This is a genomic window from Providencia lanzhouensis (assembly GCF_050469745.1).
Classification (GTDB): domain Bacteria; phylum Pseudomonadota; class Gammaproteobacteria; order Enterobacterales; family Enterobacteriaceae; genus Providencia; species Providencia lanzhouensis.
Genome location: NZ_CP174123.1, coordinates 3,529,734 through 3,544,270, shown reverse-complemented (window position 1 = coordinate 3,544,270; position 14,537 = coordinate 3,529,734). Strand labels below are relative to the sequence as shown.

13 protein-coding genes are annotated in these 14,537 nt (G+C 44.6%); 6 read left to right on the top strand and 7 right to left on the bottom strand.

Translation table 11 applies throughout. From position 1 onward, the window contains the following. The first annotated feature begins 12 nt into the window (after window positions 1–12). On the top strand, window positions 13–276 hold the full coding sequence (locus ACIH2S_RS16625) for a PAAR domain-containing protein (protein WP_108478407.1): 264 nt from the start codon (window positions 13–15) through the stop codon (window positions 274–276). Continuing rightward, window positions 273–1,397: a hypothetical protein gene (locus ACIH2S_RS16620; protein ID WP_108478408.1), complete on the top strand. Its 1,125-nt coding sequence runs from the start codon at window positions 273–275 to the stop codon at window positions 1,395–1,397. Before ACIH2S_RS16625 ends, ACIH2S_RS16620 begins: the two co-directional genes overlap by 4 nt. Window positions 1,398–1,482: 85 nt before the next feature. On the opposite strand, the gene glpQ is transcribed toward ACIH2S_RS16620, so the two are convergent. Both glpQ and glpT read right to left on the bottom strand, forming a co-directional pair. Next, window positions 1,483–2,556 carry a glycerophosphodiester phosphodiesterase gene (gene glpQ, locus ACIH2S_RS16615; protein WP_006659015.1) on the bottom strand — a complete coding sequence of 358 codons (1,074 nt, stop codon included), beginning with the start codon at window positions 2,554–2,556 and terminating at the stop codon, window positions 1,483–1,485. Window positions 2,557–2,755: 199 nt separating this feature from the next. Continuing rightward, window positions 2,756–4,105, bottom strand: coding sequence for a glycerol-3-phosphate transporter (gene glpT, locus ACIH2S_RS16610; RefSeq protein WP_036955981.1), 1,350 nt, complete (start codon window positions 4,103–4,105; stop codon window positions 2,756–2,758). A gap of 434 nt (window positions 4,106–4,539) precedes the next feature. Here glpT and glpA point away from each other — a divergent pair, with 434 nt between their 5' ends. The 3 genes from glpA to glpC are packed head-to-tail and all read left to right on the top strand — an operon-like array spanning window position 4,540 to window position 8,673. Continuing rightward, window positions 4,540–6,195 (top strand): anaerobic glycerol-3-phosphate dehydrogenase subunit A, encoded by a 1,656-nt coding sequence (gene glpA / locus ACIH2S_RS16605; protein ID WP_006662871.1) that lies wholly within the window; start codon window positions 4,540–4,542, stop codon window positions 6,193–6,195. Then, the gene (gene glpB, locus ACIH2S_RS16600; protein ID WP_108478411.1) at window positions 6,185–7,480 is read left to right on the top strand and encodes a glycerol-3-phosphate dehydrogenase subunit GlpB; all 1,296 of its coding nucleotides are present in this window, start codon (window positions 6,185–6,187) and stop codon (window positions 7,478–7,480) included. The genes glpA and glpB overlap by 11 nt, the downstream gene beginning before the upstream one ends. Further along, the gene (gene glpC, locus ACIH2S_RS16595) at window positions 7,477–8,673 is read left to right on the top strand and encodes an anaerobic glycerol-3-phosphate dehydrogenase subunit GlpC (protein WP_006659019.1); all 1,197 of its coding nucleotides are present in this window, start codon (window positions 7,477–7,479) and stop codon (window positions 8,671–8,673) included. Before glpB ends, glpC begins: the two co-directional genes overlap by 4 nt. A gap of 93 nt (window positions 8,674–8,766) precedes the next feature. Here the strand turns inward: glpC and ACIH2S_RS16590 are convergent, their stop codons facing one another. Further along, entirely contained in the window at window positions 8,767–9,435 is a 669-nt protein-coding gene (locus ACIH2S_RS16590) for a 7-cyano-7-deazaguanine/7-aminomethyl-7-deazaguanine transporter (RefSeq protein ID WP_036955987.1), read from the bottom strand. Window positions 9,436–9,596: 161 nt separating this feature from the next. Between ACIH2S_RS16590 and tusA the strand changes: the two genes are divergently transcribed. Then, window positions 9,597–9,851 (top strand): sulfurtransferase TusA, encoded by a 255-nt coding sequence (gene tusA / locus ACIH2S_RS16585; protein ID WP_036955989.1) that lies wholly within the window; start codon window positions 9,597–9,599, stop codon window positions 9,849–9,851. A 3-nt stretch (window positions 9,852–9,854) separates the two neighbouring features. Here tusA and ACIH2S_RS16580 read toward each other — a convergent pair whose 3' ends face one another. From ACIH2S_RS16580 to ACIH2S_RS16565, 4 genes are all read right to left on the bottom strand, one after another. Then, on the bottom strand, window positions 9,855–10,148 hold the full coding sequence (locus ACIH2S_RS16580; RefSeq protein ID WP_108478412.1) for a hypothetical protein: 294 nt from the start codon (window positions 10,146–10,148) through the stop codon (window positions 9,855–9,857). A gap of 35 nt (window positions 10,149–10,183) precedes the next feature. Continuing rightward, window positions 10,184–11,074 carry an Rpn family recombination-promoting nuclease/putative transposase gene (locus ACIH2S_RS16575; protein WP_430247744.1) on the bottom strand — a complete coding sequence of 297 codons (891 nt, stop codon included), beginning with the start codon at window positions 11,072–11,074 and terminating at the stop codon, window positions 10,184–10,186. Window positions 11,075–11,272: 198 nt separating this feature from the next. Next, complete coding sequence (locus tag ACIH2S_RS16570) at window positions 11,273–13,615, bottom strand: zinc/cadmium/mercury/lead-transporting ATPase (protein WP_108478413.1); 2,343 nt, start codon at window positions 13,613–13,615, stop codon at window positions 11,273–11,275. A 148-nt stretch (window positions 13,616–13,763) separates the two neighbouring features. Next, on the bottom strand, window positions 13,764–14,393 hold the full coding sequence (locus tag ACIH2S_RS16565) for a lysoplasmalogenase (RefSeq protein ID WP_108478414.1): 630 nt from the start codon (window positions 14,391–14,393) through the stop codon (window positions 13,764–13,766). Between the last annotated feature and the right edge of the window lie 144 nt (window positions 14,394–14,537).

Genomic DNA, 14,537 nt, shown 5'->3' with positions numbered 1-14,537 from the left:
AAGGATTTTATCATGCGCGCACTTGTTCGTTTAGGTGACAAAACCACTCATGGCGGTGAAGTGATTACTGCATCTGGCTCGGTTATGTATGGTAAACCCATCGCTTTAGTGGGCGACAAAGTGGATTGCCCTAAAAAAGGACATGGTGTCAATGCGATTTTACCCGGCTCAACGCGCATTTTAATATCCGGTCGTCAAGCGGCACTGAATGGTTTCCAAACTGAATGTGGATGTACGCTTATTGCGAGCTTATCATCGTCGGGTGAACAATCATGATGAGCTGGAGAGTTCCATCATTAGAGCACCCTTCAGCCCCTAAAGTACCCCGTTGGATGCTTTGGTTTTTGATTATGCTGATTGTGGGGGCTCTTGGATTTGGGCTGAGTCTCTATTTATCCACAAATGAAATGCTATCGCCAACTACCAGCAACACCATGCTGATGATTGTATTCGTTATTTGCCCCGCACTGTTGGTGGGGTTTATTCGTTTTTTTATCTACTCAATAGCTGCTTATCGCCATCAACTTTTTACCAATATGTTAGATGATGCTCGCAGAGAATGGCGTTACTGGGCAGGCAAGCACCTTGGGGTGCTAACGCATACTCGATTAACGCAAATCGATGAAGAGCAGCAAAATGGTATTTCTTTATCTTCATTGCCACCCAATAAAGATAATGTATTGACGCTAAGATCATTGAAATCGCTTTCGTCATGGGAAAAACAAGAAATAGTGGTGCAAAAATTATTCGCACCCATTGCTGAGTATTACCATCAACATTCTCTCTCCCAGCCGATTACCCTATATTGGCAAGCTGAAGACAATGAGTCTAATTGGCAGGAACTGATTGAGCAGGAAGCTGCGCGTTTGTCATTGACGCTGGAATCCGTTGAGATATTACCCTCAGAATCGTTCAGTCAATGGTTATTAACATTGTATGAAAATGCCTTTGAACCCAAGCTATACGCTATTTTGGCGTTTCAGTTAGATTCGACCGCGAGTGAAGAAGCCGCCAGTATGTTACTTGCCCCTCAAGGGGTTTATGAGAGTTTACGAGCGCCAGTTCAAGCGAAACTTTTACGTCCAATATCCACGGATTTAGCGTCATTTCCTGAAGCATTAAAAACACAGTGTGAATTTCAATATTCAGGAGAGCAGCTGGATAGGGTTTGGCACAGTGGCGTGAAAGAGAGTGATAAAGGGAAATACATCGAAAGTTATGCGCTACAGAATGTACCTCAATTATCTGAACACCTTTATGATATCGATTCATTTTTAGGTAAAGGTGGTATCGCGCGTCATGTAGTGGCGTTGTCACTAGCGTGTGAATATTCGCACCACAGTCTGATCGCTCAGCAACATGAAACGCAACTTTTATTGCAGCAAATTCAGGTTTAAAGTCTAAGTAAGAGAGTCGTTATTCTGATTGAAAAGACTCTCTCGAGTCATTGACTTGCAATTGACTCGAGAGAGTGAGGGAGAGTTACTTCTGCTTTTGCTGCTCTAAGAACTTAACCCCTAAATCAGGGAAGTCAGTAAAGGCACCATCAACGTCCGCTTGGTTATAAATAATGTCATATAACTGCTGACCATCTTTCGCGTACTTAGGCAGTTTATCCACACGGATAGTAAATGGATGCACCGCCATATGGTTCGCGTGAGCTTCCTTCACCATACCGTTCACTTTGATATTGGTTGGCGTAGAATCTTCGCTAATGAGCATATGATAGTCAGGGCCAATACCATCTGCGTAGGTTGCAATTTCTTTCATCGCACCCGGCTTCATCATCCAATCATAGTTATAGTTCACCCAAGTACCGTCTGGCTTCTGCTCTTGCGTCTCTTCCCAATCGGTGTAAGCGATTAATTGGATCAGTTTTAAATCCATTCCCATTTCTGGCATCAGTTTTGTTTTGATGCGTTTTAGGTCAATCGGGTCGAAAGATTGCAGATAAACGTTAGAATCTTTGTTGGTATAGCCATACTCTTTCAGGACTTCTAAGGTTTTCTTGGTGATGTCCTTGCCTTCTTGTTGATGGAACCAAGGGGCTTTAATTTCAGGGTAGATACCGATATTTTTACCCGTTGATTTGTTCAAACCTTGAATAAATTCAATCTCTTCTTGGAAGGTGTGGACACGGAAATCAGATTTACCCATAGGGAAACGGTTTGGATAGCTTTGGACTTTTTTGCCATCAACAATGTCGAAACCTTCCGTGAATTTCAGAGACTTAATTTCTGGTAGGGTAAAGTCAATGGCATAGTAGCGACCATCTTTACGTGCGCGATTTGGAAACTTATCCGCTACGTCAGTGACGCGATCCAGATAGTGGTCATGAAGAACAACCAGTTCATTATCTTTGGTCATCACTAAATCTTGTTCTAAGAAATCCGCGCCTTGTGCATACGCCATCGCTTTCGCTGGGAGGGTATGTTCAGGTAAATAACCACTTGCACCACGATGGGCAATCACCACTTTACCTGCCGTTTCGGCAGCCGCAGACACTGACATCACTAAGACCATACTTGCGACTAATGTTTTTAATTGAAAATTCATCAGTAAATCTCCTTGGTAATCATTCTTTGTAAGTAAAGAACTTGTAGGTAAACAGTTTTATAGGTAGATAAATTTATAGATAAATACTTTTGCAAATATAAAATGGTGCCGATAACAAATTTTGGGTAAAAAAATGGGCTATATCCTTTTCTTGATATAACCCATCAATCTAGCTAATCAACTCAACATAAGCGGTCGCTTATTGGTTTTTAGCGAGTTCACGTTTATGTTTACTTTCGCTCAGCATAACGATGAACAGTAAAACAACAGCCAGTGCAGAACCACCGATCATCACAGCAAAACCGCCGTTCCAACCGAAGTAGTCAACGGTATAACCGACGATAGCACTTGCGGCAACAGAACCACCAAGATAACCGAATAAACCGGTGAAGCCTGCGGCGGTACCCGCTGCTTTCTTAGGTGCAAGTTCAAGAGCGTGCAGACCAATCAGCATGACAGGACCATAGATTAAGAAGCCGATAATCAACATACATGCCATATCAACGCCTGGGTTACCCGCTGGGTTCATCCAGAAGACGATAGTTGCAATAGTCACTAAGGTCATGAAGAACACGCCTGTCGCACCACGGTTACCACGGAAGACTTTATCCGACATCCAACCGCACAGCAGTGTTCCTGGGATACCCGCATATTCATACAGGAAGTAAGCCCATGAAGATTTATCCATTGTGAAGTGTTTAACTTCGCGCAGGTAAGTTGGTGACCAGTCCAGAACACCGTAACGCAGTAAGTATACGAACACGTTAGCGATAGCAATCATCCACAGAAGTTTGTTAGGGAATACATACTTCATGAAGATAGCTTTAGCGGTTAATTCTTCTTCATCAGAGGCTTTATAGTCTGTTGGATAGTCGTTTTTGTACTCTTCAATCGGTGGCAGACCACAAGATTGCGGAGTATCACGCATTAATGCGAAGGCAATCATTGCCACTAAAATAGCCGCGAATGCTGGCATATACAGCGCAGCTTTCCAGTCGTTAAACCATGCCATACCTAACAGGAACAGTAATGGAGGCAGACCACCGCCGACGTTATGCGCACAGTTCCAAACAGAGACGATTCCGCCACGTTCTTTTTGTGACCACCAGTGAACCATGGTACGTCCGCAAGGAGGCCAACCCATACCTTGGAACCAACCACATAAGAATAACAACACGAACATGATCATGATGCTAGACGTTGCCCATGGCACGAAGCCCATGAATATCATGACAAGTGAAGCGAGGATCAAACCTGCCGGTAAGAAGTACCGAGGGTTAGCACGGTCGGAAAATGAGCCCATGATAAATTTGGAGAAACCATAGGCGATTGAAATCCCAGATAATGCGAAACCAAGGTCACCTTTAGAGAAACCTTGTTCAACAAGATAAGGCATTGCAAGGGCGAAGTTCTTTCTAACTAAGTAGTATGCTGCGTAACCGAAGAAAATCCCCAGGAAAATCTGCCAACGTAATTTACGATAGACGGGGTCTATTTTATCCGCTGGCAGCCTCTCGATATGAGCGGCGGGTTTAAACATGCGTAACATAAAGCCTCCGATGGCATGTCAGTAGTTATATGCTCTTCATTTCACATATGTTGTGAAGTTGTTGAGCGTTTATTATGGGAGAAGTAACAAAAACGAAAACAATCGAGTTTCTTTAAGCGCTTTTATTTTCTAATTGCGCTAAATCTTAATCGTTAAAAAACATTTTATCTGTAATCTAACGCACAATTATTGATTTTGTTTATCTGGCTGCATAGTTAATGCGATTTGTGAATGGAATGGAACTAAAATTGTGAATTATTTTGTGAGGATTATCACGCTTCCGCGCTTTGATGTACCTAATTTGTACTTTTGACTTTCGTTTTTGTTCCTTATCAAACATTGAGCGCTTTTTTGAGCTTATATTAACTATAGACTATAAAAATAGAAACTATACTTATCGAATAGTGAAGATTGATTAACGTGAGGAATGCGACATGAATGGCTCATCTGTGACTGAAACGGATGTCATCATTATCGGTGGTGGCGCAACAGGTGCAGGTGTCGCTCGTGACTGCGCTCGCCGTGGATTAAAAGCAGTTTTGCTAGAACGGCATGATATTGCGACAGGTGCAACAGGGCGTAACCATGGCTTGCTACACAGTGGTGCTCGTTATGCCGTGACAGATAGTGAATCGGCAAGAGAGTGTATAGAAGAAAACAAAATTCTTAAGCGTATTGCCCATCATTGTATTGAAAAAACCGATGGACTCTTTATTACCCTACCTGAAGATAGTCTCGAATATCAGCAGCAATTTATCACCGCTTGCCAATCCGCTGGCATCGATGCTCAAGCGATTGATCCCGCGGAAGCTATTCGCTTAGAGCCTTCAGTTAACCCGCGTTTAATTGGTGCGGTTCGCGTGCCTGATGGTACTGTCGACCCATTCCGTCTAACCGCTGCGAATATGCTCGATGCGCGCGAACATGGCGCTAAAGTGCTGACTTACCATGAAGTGATTGGCTTGATCCGCCAAGGGGATAAAGTCCGCGGCGTGACGGTTTATGACCATCAAGCTAAGCGCCAATATGATATTCATGCACAAATCGTGGTGAATGCTGGCGGAATTTGGGGACAGAAAATTGCCGAATACGCCGATCTGAAAATCAAAATGTTCCCAGCGAAAGGGGCATTACTTATTTTAGGTCACCGTCTTAACAATATGGTGATCAACCGCTGTCGTAAACCGGCAGATGCGGACATTCTGGTTCCGGGGGATACCATTTCTCTGATTGGTACTACGTCAACGCACATCGAATATGACCAAATCGATAATATGTATGTGACACCAGAAGAAGTGGATATTTTGATCCGCGAAGGTTCTATGTTGTCACCAGCATTAGCGACAACGCGCATTTTACGCGCGTATGCGGGTGTTCGCCCATTAGTGGCGAGTGATGATGACCCTTCTGGGCGTAACGTAAGCCGCGGTATCGTGTTACTCGACCACGCAAAACGCGATGGTTTAGATGGTTTCATTACCATTACGGGCGGTAAGTTAATGACTTATCGCTTAATGGCAGAATGGGCGACCAATAAAGTCTGTGAAAAATTGGGTGTCACAACCCCATGCACGACGGCGGAAGCACCACTGCCGGGCTCTCAACACAGTGCAGAAGAAGCGCTGCGTAATGTGGTCTCTATCCCTGCACCTATTCGCGGTTCTGCGGTTTATCGTCATGGTGATAGGGCGTCTGCGATCCTCAGCGCTAATCGTTTAGATAAAAGCTTAGTGTGTGAGTGCGAAGCGGTGACGGCGGGTGAGGTTCGTTATGCGGTGGAATCTTTAACCGTCAACAACTTGCTTGATTTACGTCGTCGTACCCGTGTGGGTATGGGGACGTGCCAAGGTGAACTTTGTGCTTGCCGCGCGGCGGGATTACTCAATCGTTTTAACGTTACTACACCACATGAAACCGAGCAGCAGCTGGGGCACTTCTTAAATGAGCGTTGGAAAGGGGTGAGACCAATTGCTTGGGGGGATGCTTTGCGTGAAAGCGAGTTTACCAGTTGGGTGTATCACGGATTATGTGGCATGAATGAAAGTACATTGAGCCAGCCTGCTCAGAAGGAGGCAGAGAATGAAATATGATGCAGTAGTGATGGGCGGAGGCCTTGCCGGTCTTATCTGTGGAATTCGTCTGACTCAATCAGGACTTTCTTGTGCCATCGTGAGTGCAGGGCAGAACGCACTGCATTTCTCGTCGGGTTCATTGGATTTATTAACGCATCTTCCTGATGGTACTCAAGTCGAGCAACCGCTGTCCATGTTGGAAGCGCTAGAACAACAAGCACCGAGTCATCCGTACAGTTTAATTGGGGCAGAAAAAGTCGCTGAGCTGGCTCAATTGGCACAGACTACACTACAGCAAGCAGGGCTACATCTAAAAGGTTCTTGCGAAGAAAACCATTACCGTATTACACCGTTAGGCCATAAGCGAATGACATGGCTCAGTCCTGAATCGGTGCCAACAACTGCACTTCATCAACCGATGGAATTAGGCAAAATTGCGGTTGTGGGCATTGAAGGTTTCCTCGATTTTCAACCGCAAATGGTGGCGGATGAGTTGGATCGCCAAGGATTAGAAGCTGAGGCGTGCTATGTTCACTTGCCACTGCTTGATCGTTTAAGAGAAAACCCAAGCGAGTTCCGAGCGATTAACGTAGCGCGCTGGTTAGATAGACCTGAAAATATGGCGCAAATCGTGGAAGAAATTGCACCATTAGTCGCCAACGCGGATGCGGTGTTTATGCCTGCGTGTATTGGTCTTGACAGTGAAGAGCCAATGTTAGAGTTGCAGAAACGTTTAGGTAAGCCGCTATTTTTACTGCCAACATTACCGCCATCTTTATTAGGTATTCGCCTTCATGAAATGCTATTACGCCAGTTCCGCCGTCAAGGTGGGATCATGATGCCGGGTGATAAAGTCACTTCCGTCAATTTCGTGGGATCACGCATTGAATCAGTGCAAACCCGCAATCACGGCAATATTTCATTGAAAGCTAAACATTTTGTGTTGGCGACGGGAAGTTTCTTTAATAACGGTTTGGTGGCGAAATTTGACCAAGTGTATGAACCCTTGATGCATTTGGATTTAGGCGAAATCGGCGACCGCGCCAAATGGACAAATAAAGAGTTCTTCGCATCTCAGCCATACATGGCATTTGGTGTACAAACCGACGGAAATTTACGCGGTAAAAAACACGGTGAAACCATCGAAAACCTGTATGTTGCGGGTGCAGTATTAAGCGGGTTTGATCCGCTGACTCAAGGTTGTGGCGCAGGGGTTTCACTGGTCAGTGGCTTATATGCCGCGAATGAAATCGTGAATGAATTTGCTAAAGATAAAGCCATGCAGGCGGAGGTGGCGCAATGAGTATTCAAGATGCAAGCTTTGAAAGCTGTATAAAGTGCACCGTTTGTACCACCTATTGCCCAGTGGCAAAAGCGAACCCTCTGTATCCGGGACCAAAACAAGCGGGTCCTGATGGTGAGCGTTTACGCTTAAAAGATCCGATGATGTACGATGATGCATTGAAATTCTGTACCAACTGTAAGCGTTGTGAAGTAGCCTGCCCGTCTGATGTGAAGATAGGCGACATTATCGCGCGCGCTCGTAATACCTATAGCCAGCAGAAACCGAAACTGCGTGATGCGATTTTAAGCCATACAGACATCATGGGCTCTTTATCGACCCCATTTGCCCCTGTAGTCAACACCATTACAGGCTTAAAACCCGTTCGCCAAATTCTGGATAAAGCCCTTAAAATTGACCATCGCCGTGAGCTACCGAAATACTCATTCGGGACTTTCCGTCGTTGGTACGGTAAACAAGCCGCAGAGCAGGCGAAATTTGAGGAACAGGTGGCATTCTTCCACGGCTGTTACGTGAACTATAACCATCCACAATTGGGTAAAGATTTAATCAAAGTTTTCAACGGGATGAATATCGGTGTTCAGCTGTTAAAACGTGAAAAATGTTGTGGTGTGGCACTGATCGCAAACGGATTTATGAAGCAAGCGAAACGCCAAGCGAATGTGAATTTGGAATCACTCCAAGAGACGATTCTGGAGAAACATATTCCCGTCGTGGCGACCTCATCGACCTGCACATTTACCATTCGTGATGAATATACCCATGTGCTGGATGTCGATACCTCTGAGATGCGCGATAACATTGAGCTAGCGACCCGCTATATTTATCGTCTGCTGGAAGAAGGGCGTGAACTGAAACTGAAACACACACCATTAAAAGTGGCTTATCACACACCATGCCATATGGAAAAAATGGGTTGGACGTCCTACACCCTTGAGCTGATTAAGCGTGTACCGGGTGTTGAGCTGATTGTTTTAGATTCACAATGTTGTGGTATTGCAGGAACTTACGGGTTCAAAAAAGAGAACTACGAAGTTTCCCAAGGTATTGGGGCTGGGCTGTTCCGTCAAATTGAAGAGAGCGGTGCGGATATGGTGATCACTGACTGTGAAACCTGTAAATGGCAAATTGAAATGTCCACCAGTAAGAAATGTGAACACCCAATTTCACTACTGGCTCGCGCGCTCGAATAATCAATTGTTGTGTTGAGTAATGTGAAAAGTAGTTAGGTATTAATCAAGTTAACCCCTTGGGAGATAAGTGATGGCTTATCTCCCTTTTTTATCTCAGTGCTGCGGGGATAATTGTTTCTTACTGGCGGTAGCGAAGAAAGTCTTCAAAATAAAGTTCAGTAATAAACCATAAGCTGGCAAGAAGAACAGCATACAAATTAATAACTTGAAGACGTAATCAACGAGAGCGATTTCCATCCAGTTTGCTGCCATAAACGGGTCGCTGCTTTGATAAAACGCGATAAAGAAGAACGCGATAGTATCAATCAAGTTACCAAAAAACATGGCGCAGGCGGGTGCTACAAACCAGCGTTTGTTTTGGCGCAGGCGGTTAAATACGCTGACATCCAAGATTTGGCCGAGGACATATGCCATAAAACTTGCTGCCGCGATACGCGCAACAAACAGGTTAAATGTCATGATAGCCGCGAAACCTTGCCATTCTCCTTGGAAAAACAGAGCAGAAATCACATACGAAATTAATAATGCTGGTAACATGACCGCAGTGATAATTCGACGAGCTAATGGCGCACCATAGATGCGAACCGTTAAGTCCGTAGCAAGGAATATAAAGGGAAAGGTAAACGCACCCCAAGTGGTATGAAACCCAAAAATATTAATGGGTAACTGAACCAAGTAGTTGCTGGATGTAATAATTAAAATATGAAATAACGATAGCCAAATTAACGCAGTGGCTTTTTGCTGCGGAGTAAACGTAAACATATTGTACCTTTTTAGTGGCAATGGGGTGAGGGAACCCATGAATAACATCCCTAAATTGGGAAGAGCGCATCATACTCTCGTTGCGCAACAAAATCAAAACTGTTCATCCACTGCGCGTGGCTTTACAATAAGCGCATTGATGACCAAGAGAATGTGGTGTTATGTCTGACTTATTTTCTAATCCAACGAAAACCCTTGATACGCTAGGGCTACGCTGCCCTGAACCTGTGATGCTGGTGCGTAAAACCGTACGCAATATGGCGGACGGAGATACGCTGTTAATCATTGCAGATGACCCCGCAACCACCCGCGATATTCCTGGTTTTTGCCGTTTTATGGAACACGAACTGCTGGCGGTTGAAGCGGAGAATGCACCGTATCGTTATTTATTGCGCAAAAAAGCCAGCGGCCTGTAATACCTAGTCAGCGGCATTGATGATAGATAGCCTTTTTGCTTCGCAGGAGGCTATTGTTGATGGGCGATCCATAAGTGCTTGAATTTCACTGATTGATAATTCAGTGATTTTACTGATAGTTTCTATGTTTAAGCCAAGTTGTAGTGCATTTAAGGTTATCTCTTGTTGGCAGATGGCTTTACCTACTTTGAGCGCTGTTTGTAGTCCCACTGTGAATTCTTCCTCAAATCCTTCTACAAATCCTTGTGCAAATCCTTTCTTATATCCTTCATATCTTAAACGTGTGGCAATATTCATAACTATTTATCCCCGATGCTTACATAATTTGTTGTTTAATTAAGGGCTTGAATTTCACTGTCTGATAACCCAGTGAGTTTGCGGATAACGTCAATGCTTAAACCAAGTTGTAAGCTCTTTAATACAACCTGTTGTAAGGTTTCTTCTTTTCCTTTTTCTTTTCCTTCGTTTTTTAACCGCTGTGCAATATTCATAATAGTTTCTCGATGGTTTTCGGCTTGGTCGATTAATGTTTCGACAATGTATGTGTAGTAGGGTGAATCCATGATGATAAATAAGTAATTCAAGATAGTGATCACATCATCTTTGTCATTATAGTGGCTGTTTAATATTTGAACGAAGTGCTCAGTGACTCTCTGGTGGTCATTTCGTAGTTTTTTATGTTTCATTGCGAGTTCCATCACAGCGATTTTGCGGTGACTAACTATTTCGGTATCCTCAACTACGGTGATGCCCACCAACGGGAAAGGGCTGCTATACAGATCATGAGCTATTTCAGCGTGGGGCAAGCATTGTGTCCATGTACCTTCATAAGGATAGGGGGATGTTTCCCCATGATAAAACAGAATGGGGACAACGAGCGGTAAGGTTTTATGCCCTTGCTGTAGATGTTGATTCATTGCCATAAACGCGTAGTGCATTAAACGCCAGCCCATCAACTTGTCAGGTGTCGACTGATGTTCGACTAACAGATAGATATAACTACCCCTCGTTTTTGTTTGAACAGAATAGAGAACATCGGAAAACTGGGTTCTCAATTTGCTATCAATAAAAGCTGAATTAATGAGGGTAAGCGTATCGAAATCGCACAAGCGTTCAATGTGTTCAGGTAAATGAAGCTCAAAGAAATCTCGGGCATTACTCTGCTTTGTCATAAAGCCTTTAAAGGCGGCATCATGGGGTATTGAACTTGCATTATTAGTCATATCCACGCTCAGCAAATGTTGTTAATGACCGAGATATTACCCAATATTTCTGTGTGCGGGAGAAAAGTTAGTCTTAAATTCAGTTGGTGAATGGTTTGTGTAACTCTTTGCTATAACTGATTATTTTAGATTTCTTTCGCATAAAAAAACGCCGTAATGATGACCATTACGGCGTTGAGATATCAAACTAAAGAAAGGCTATTTTTTGATTTCGGGCAACTTAACGCGCAGTAAGCGAACCGCGTTGGCTGTGACTAATGCCGTGGCGCCAGAATCCGCTAACACAGCAACCCATAACCCAGTGATACCTAACAAGCTCGTTACCAAGAAAACGGCTTTTAAGCCTAAGGCGATAGTGATGTTCTCGCGGATGATCTTCCGTGTGGCTCTGGATAATGCGACGATTTCAGGTAATCCAGTCAAACGGTTATGGGTTAAAGCGGCATCCGCAGTTTCTAAAGCAACGTCAGTACCGCCACCCATTGCAACACCAATGCTTGACGCTTTCATGGCTGGAGCATCGTTGATACCGTCACCTACCATCATGGTGTTGTGATCGCGATTAAGCTCCATCACCGCGGTGACTTTATCTTCTGGTAATAATCCTGCACGGAACTCCATGCCTAGCTGATTTGCGATGGCGCTGGCGGCACGTGGGTTATCACCTGTTAGCATCACGGCATTAACATTCAGTGATTTCAACATAGCCATTGCATCAGCAGCATCGCCACGTAAGGTATCCTGCAGGGCGGTTAAGCCGATAACTTGGTCATCTTCTAACGTGACGACAACCGTTTTACCTTGCGCCTCTAACGCTTCTACTTTCGCTTGCCATTGGCTGCTTAATGGAGGCTCAACCCTTGATGGTGCGCTGACTAACACTTGTTTACCATTAAAAGAGCCTTCAACCCCTTTACCTGCTAGTGCTTTACGCTCTAACGCTTCTTCAACAGTGATAGATAACTCTTCAGCTTTGTTGACGATAGCTTTAGCCAGTGGGTGATGAGAGCCGACTTCAACTGATGCAGTGATACGAATTAACTCGCTTTCACTCAGACCTTCAACGGGAACGATATCGGTGACGTGTGGTTTGCCTTCCGTTAGTGTGCCCGTTTTATCTAGTGCAATTGTAGTGACAGTTCCCAATTGTTCTAATGCAGCACCACCTTTAATTAAAGCTCCACGGCGAGTGGCGGTTGCCAGTGCTGAGGTGATTGCTGCAGGGGTTGAGATAACCAATGCGCAAGGGCAACCAATTAACAACAGAGTCAAACCACGGTAAATCCAAGTATCCCATGCTGCACCGAAGAACATTGGCGGGATCACTATCACTAAGGCCGAAATCAGCATGATAATTGGAGTATAGATGCGGCTGAAGCGGTCAATAAATCGCTCAATTGGCGCACGACGCTCTTCTGCTTCTTCAATCAGTTGCAAGATGCGGTCGATAGCATTTTGACCTTGCTCTGATACCACTTCCATTTGTACGGCTTTATCGACAGACAAACAGCCCGCAGCCACTTTTTCCCCAGCACTGCGTTCTACAGGGACGGATTCACCCGTTAATGCGCTTTCATCAAAACTCGCAAATCCTGCAACCAGCACCGCATCGGTTGGTAATCGACCACCTGGTGCAATTTCAATGATGTCCCCTGGGCGTAACTGTGCCACAGGAACTGACGTTTTTTGTCCATCCTTGATAAGCACGGCATCTTCAGGGACTAAAGCCATGAGTGCGCTAACACCTCGGCGAGCGCGTCCCGCAGAGTAGGACTCAAGCATTTCACCCAGCATAAACAGCAAGATAACCATGGCGGCTTCTTCAGTTGCTTGGATGAAAATCGCCCCTACAGCGGCAACGGTCATCAAGGTTTCAATTGCAAATGGTGTACCAGTACGAATCAAACGTAACGATTTACGCGCGATAGGGTATAACCCAAATAACGTGGTTAGGATAAACGCCACGTTACCTAGCTGTGGATTAACAAACTCAAGTCCCCAGCTGATTGCCATCAGGATAGCTAAAATGATGACGGGCTTCGCTTCACTCAATAAGCTGGGTGGCGGTGCTGATGTTGCACTCGCGCTACCCACATCATGTAGTTCGTAACCTGCGGCTTCGACAGTTGAACGAACGACGGCAGTAACGTCTTTGTCAGCGTCCACGACGAGTTTTTCAGTGGCAAAGAGGACTTTGGCTTGAGCGACTTCGCGAATTTGGGAAATCGCGTTTTCGATTTTAGCCGCGCAGCTTGGGCAGTCCATCCCGCGTACAATCCAGCTAAAACGCTGTTTAGCGGTTTGGGTAGGCTCTACATCATCATTTGCAGCGGATGTTGAGCTGCAGCAGCTACCATGTTGATGGGATTTTTCATCGTCATCATCATGAGCATGATTTTTGTCATCGCCATGATGATGTTCATGGGATGATGCGTCATGGCTCACAGCTTTGCTATTCTCTACAGCTGCGGATGAGCAAGTGTTTCCTGAGCAGCAAGACGTGCTGTGTGCATGGGTATCTTTATGAGAGTGTGAGTGCATAAGCGCCCCCTTTTTCTTGATGCGTTTTTAACCATGTTCTCTAATTAAGGTTAAGTCTACACTTTGGAGTAGACTCTAGAGTCAAATGAAAAAGGGGAAGCCAATTGATAAAATTCTCAAATAGCACGTTTTATCAATTGGCGGGGAATTACAAGTAAATGGCGCGAACAATAAAGAACTGACCGAGGAAGTAGAATGCTGCCACGACGGCTTTAGAGGCTTTGAATGGGAAGCGGAAATGAGCAATTAACCAGATACAGTGAGATAAAAACAGCATAGAAGCGCCCACCATAATCGAGAAATTAAATTCTCGACCTAAGCCAAAGTATTGGTCTCCAGCTACCCACATCATAATCATGCTCATAATAATAGAGGCGAAAACTACAGGCTGTTGGCTTTCCAGTTTTCCCCAAATCAGCACCAAGGTGACGGCTGCGATAGCAATAGGGACGATAAGCCAAGGCAGATACAGACCAAAGTTGAATTGCATTCCAAAGCTAATGGTGTAGACCAAATAGCTTAAGAACATCAGCCCTAAAGAAGTAAGCAAGTGCTCACTAGAAAACATTCTCGAAAGGTCGGCAACTAAGGAAAGCACCAAACCGCCTAAAATTAGGTAAGTTTGCGCATTTAAGTCGTCAGAACTCCATCCCCAGAATAGTAGAAGAAGTAAAGTGATAGGGCGGAATAACCAACGTTGCCACTCAGGGCCACGATAGGCTGCATCAACGTACAGCCAGCCAGAAAATAAAACAGCGAGGAATGGCCAACTAATCATACACATATCCTTAAGAGTTTCTGGAAAAGAGAAATCACTAAGAGCGATTAAATATAAATGAACTATACCGCGTCTCGCATAAATTGTATGGCGTTTATCTGCAATTTGAGCGATAGAGGGTATATACTTATGATAATTCTAAGC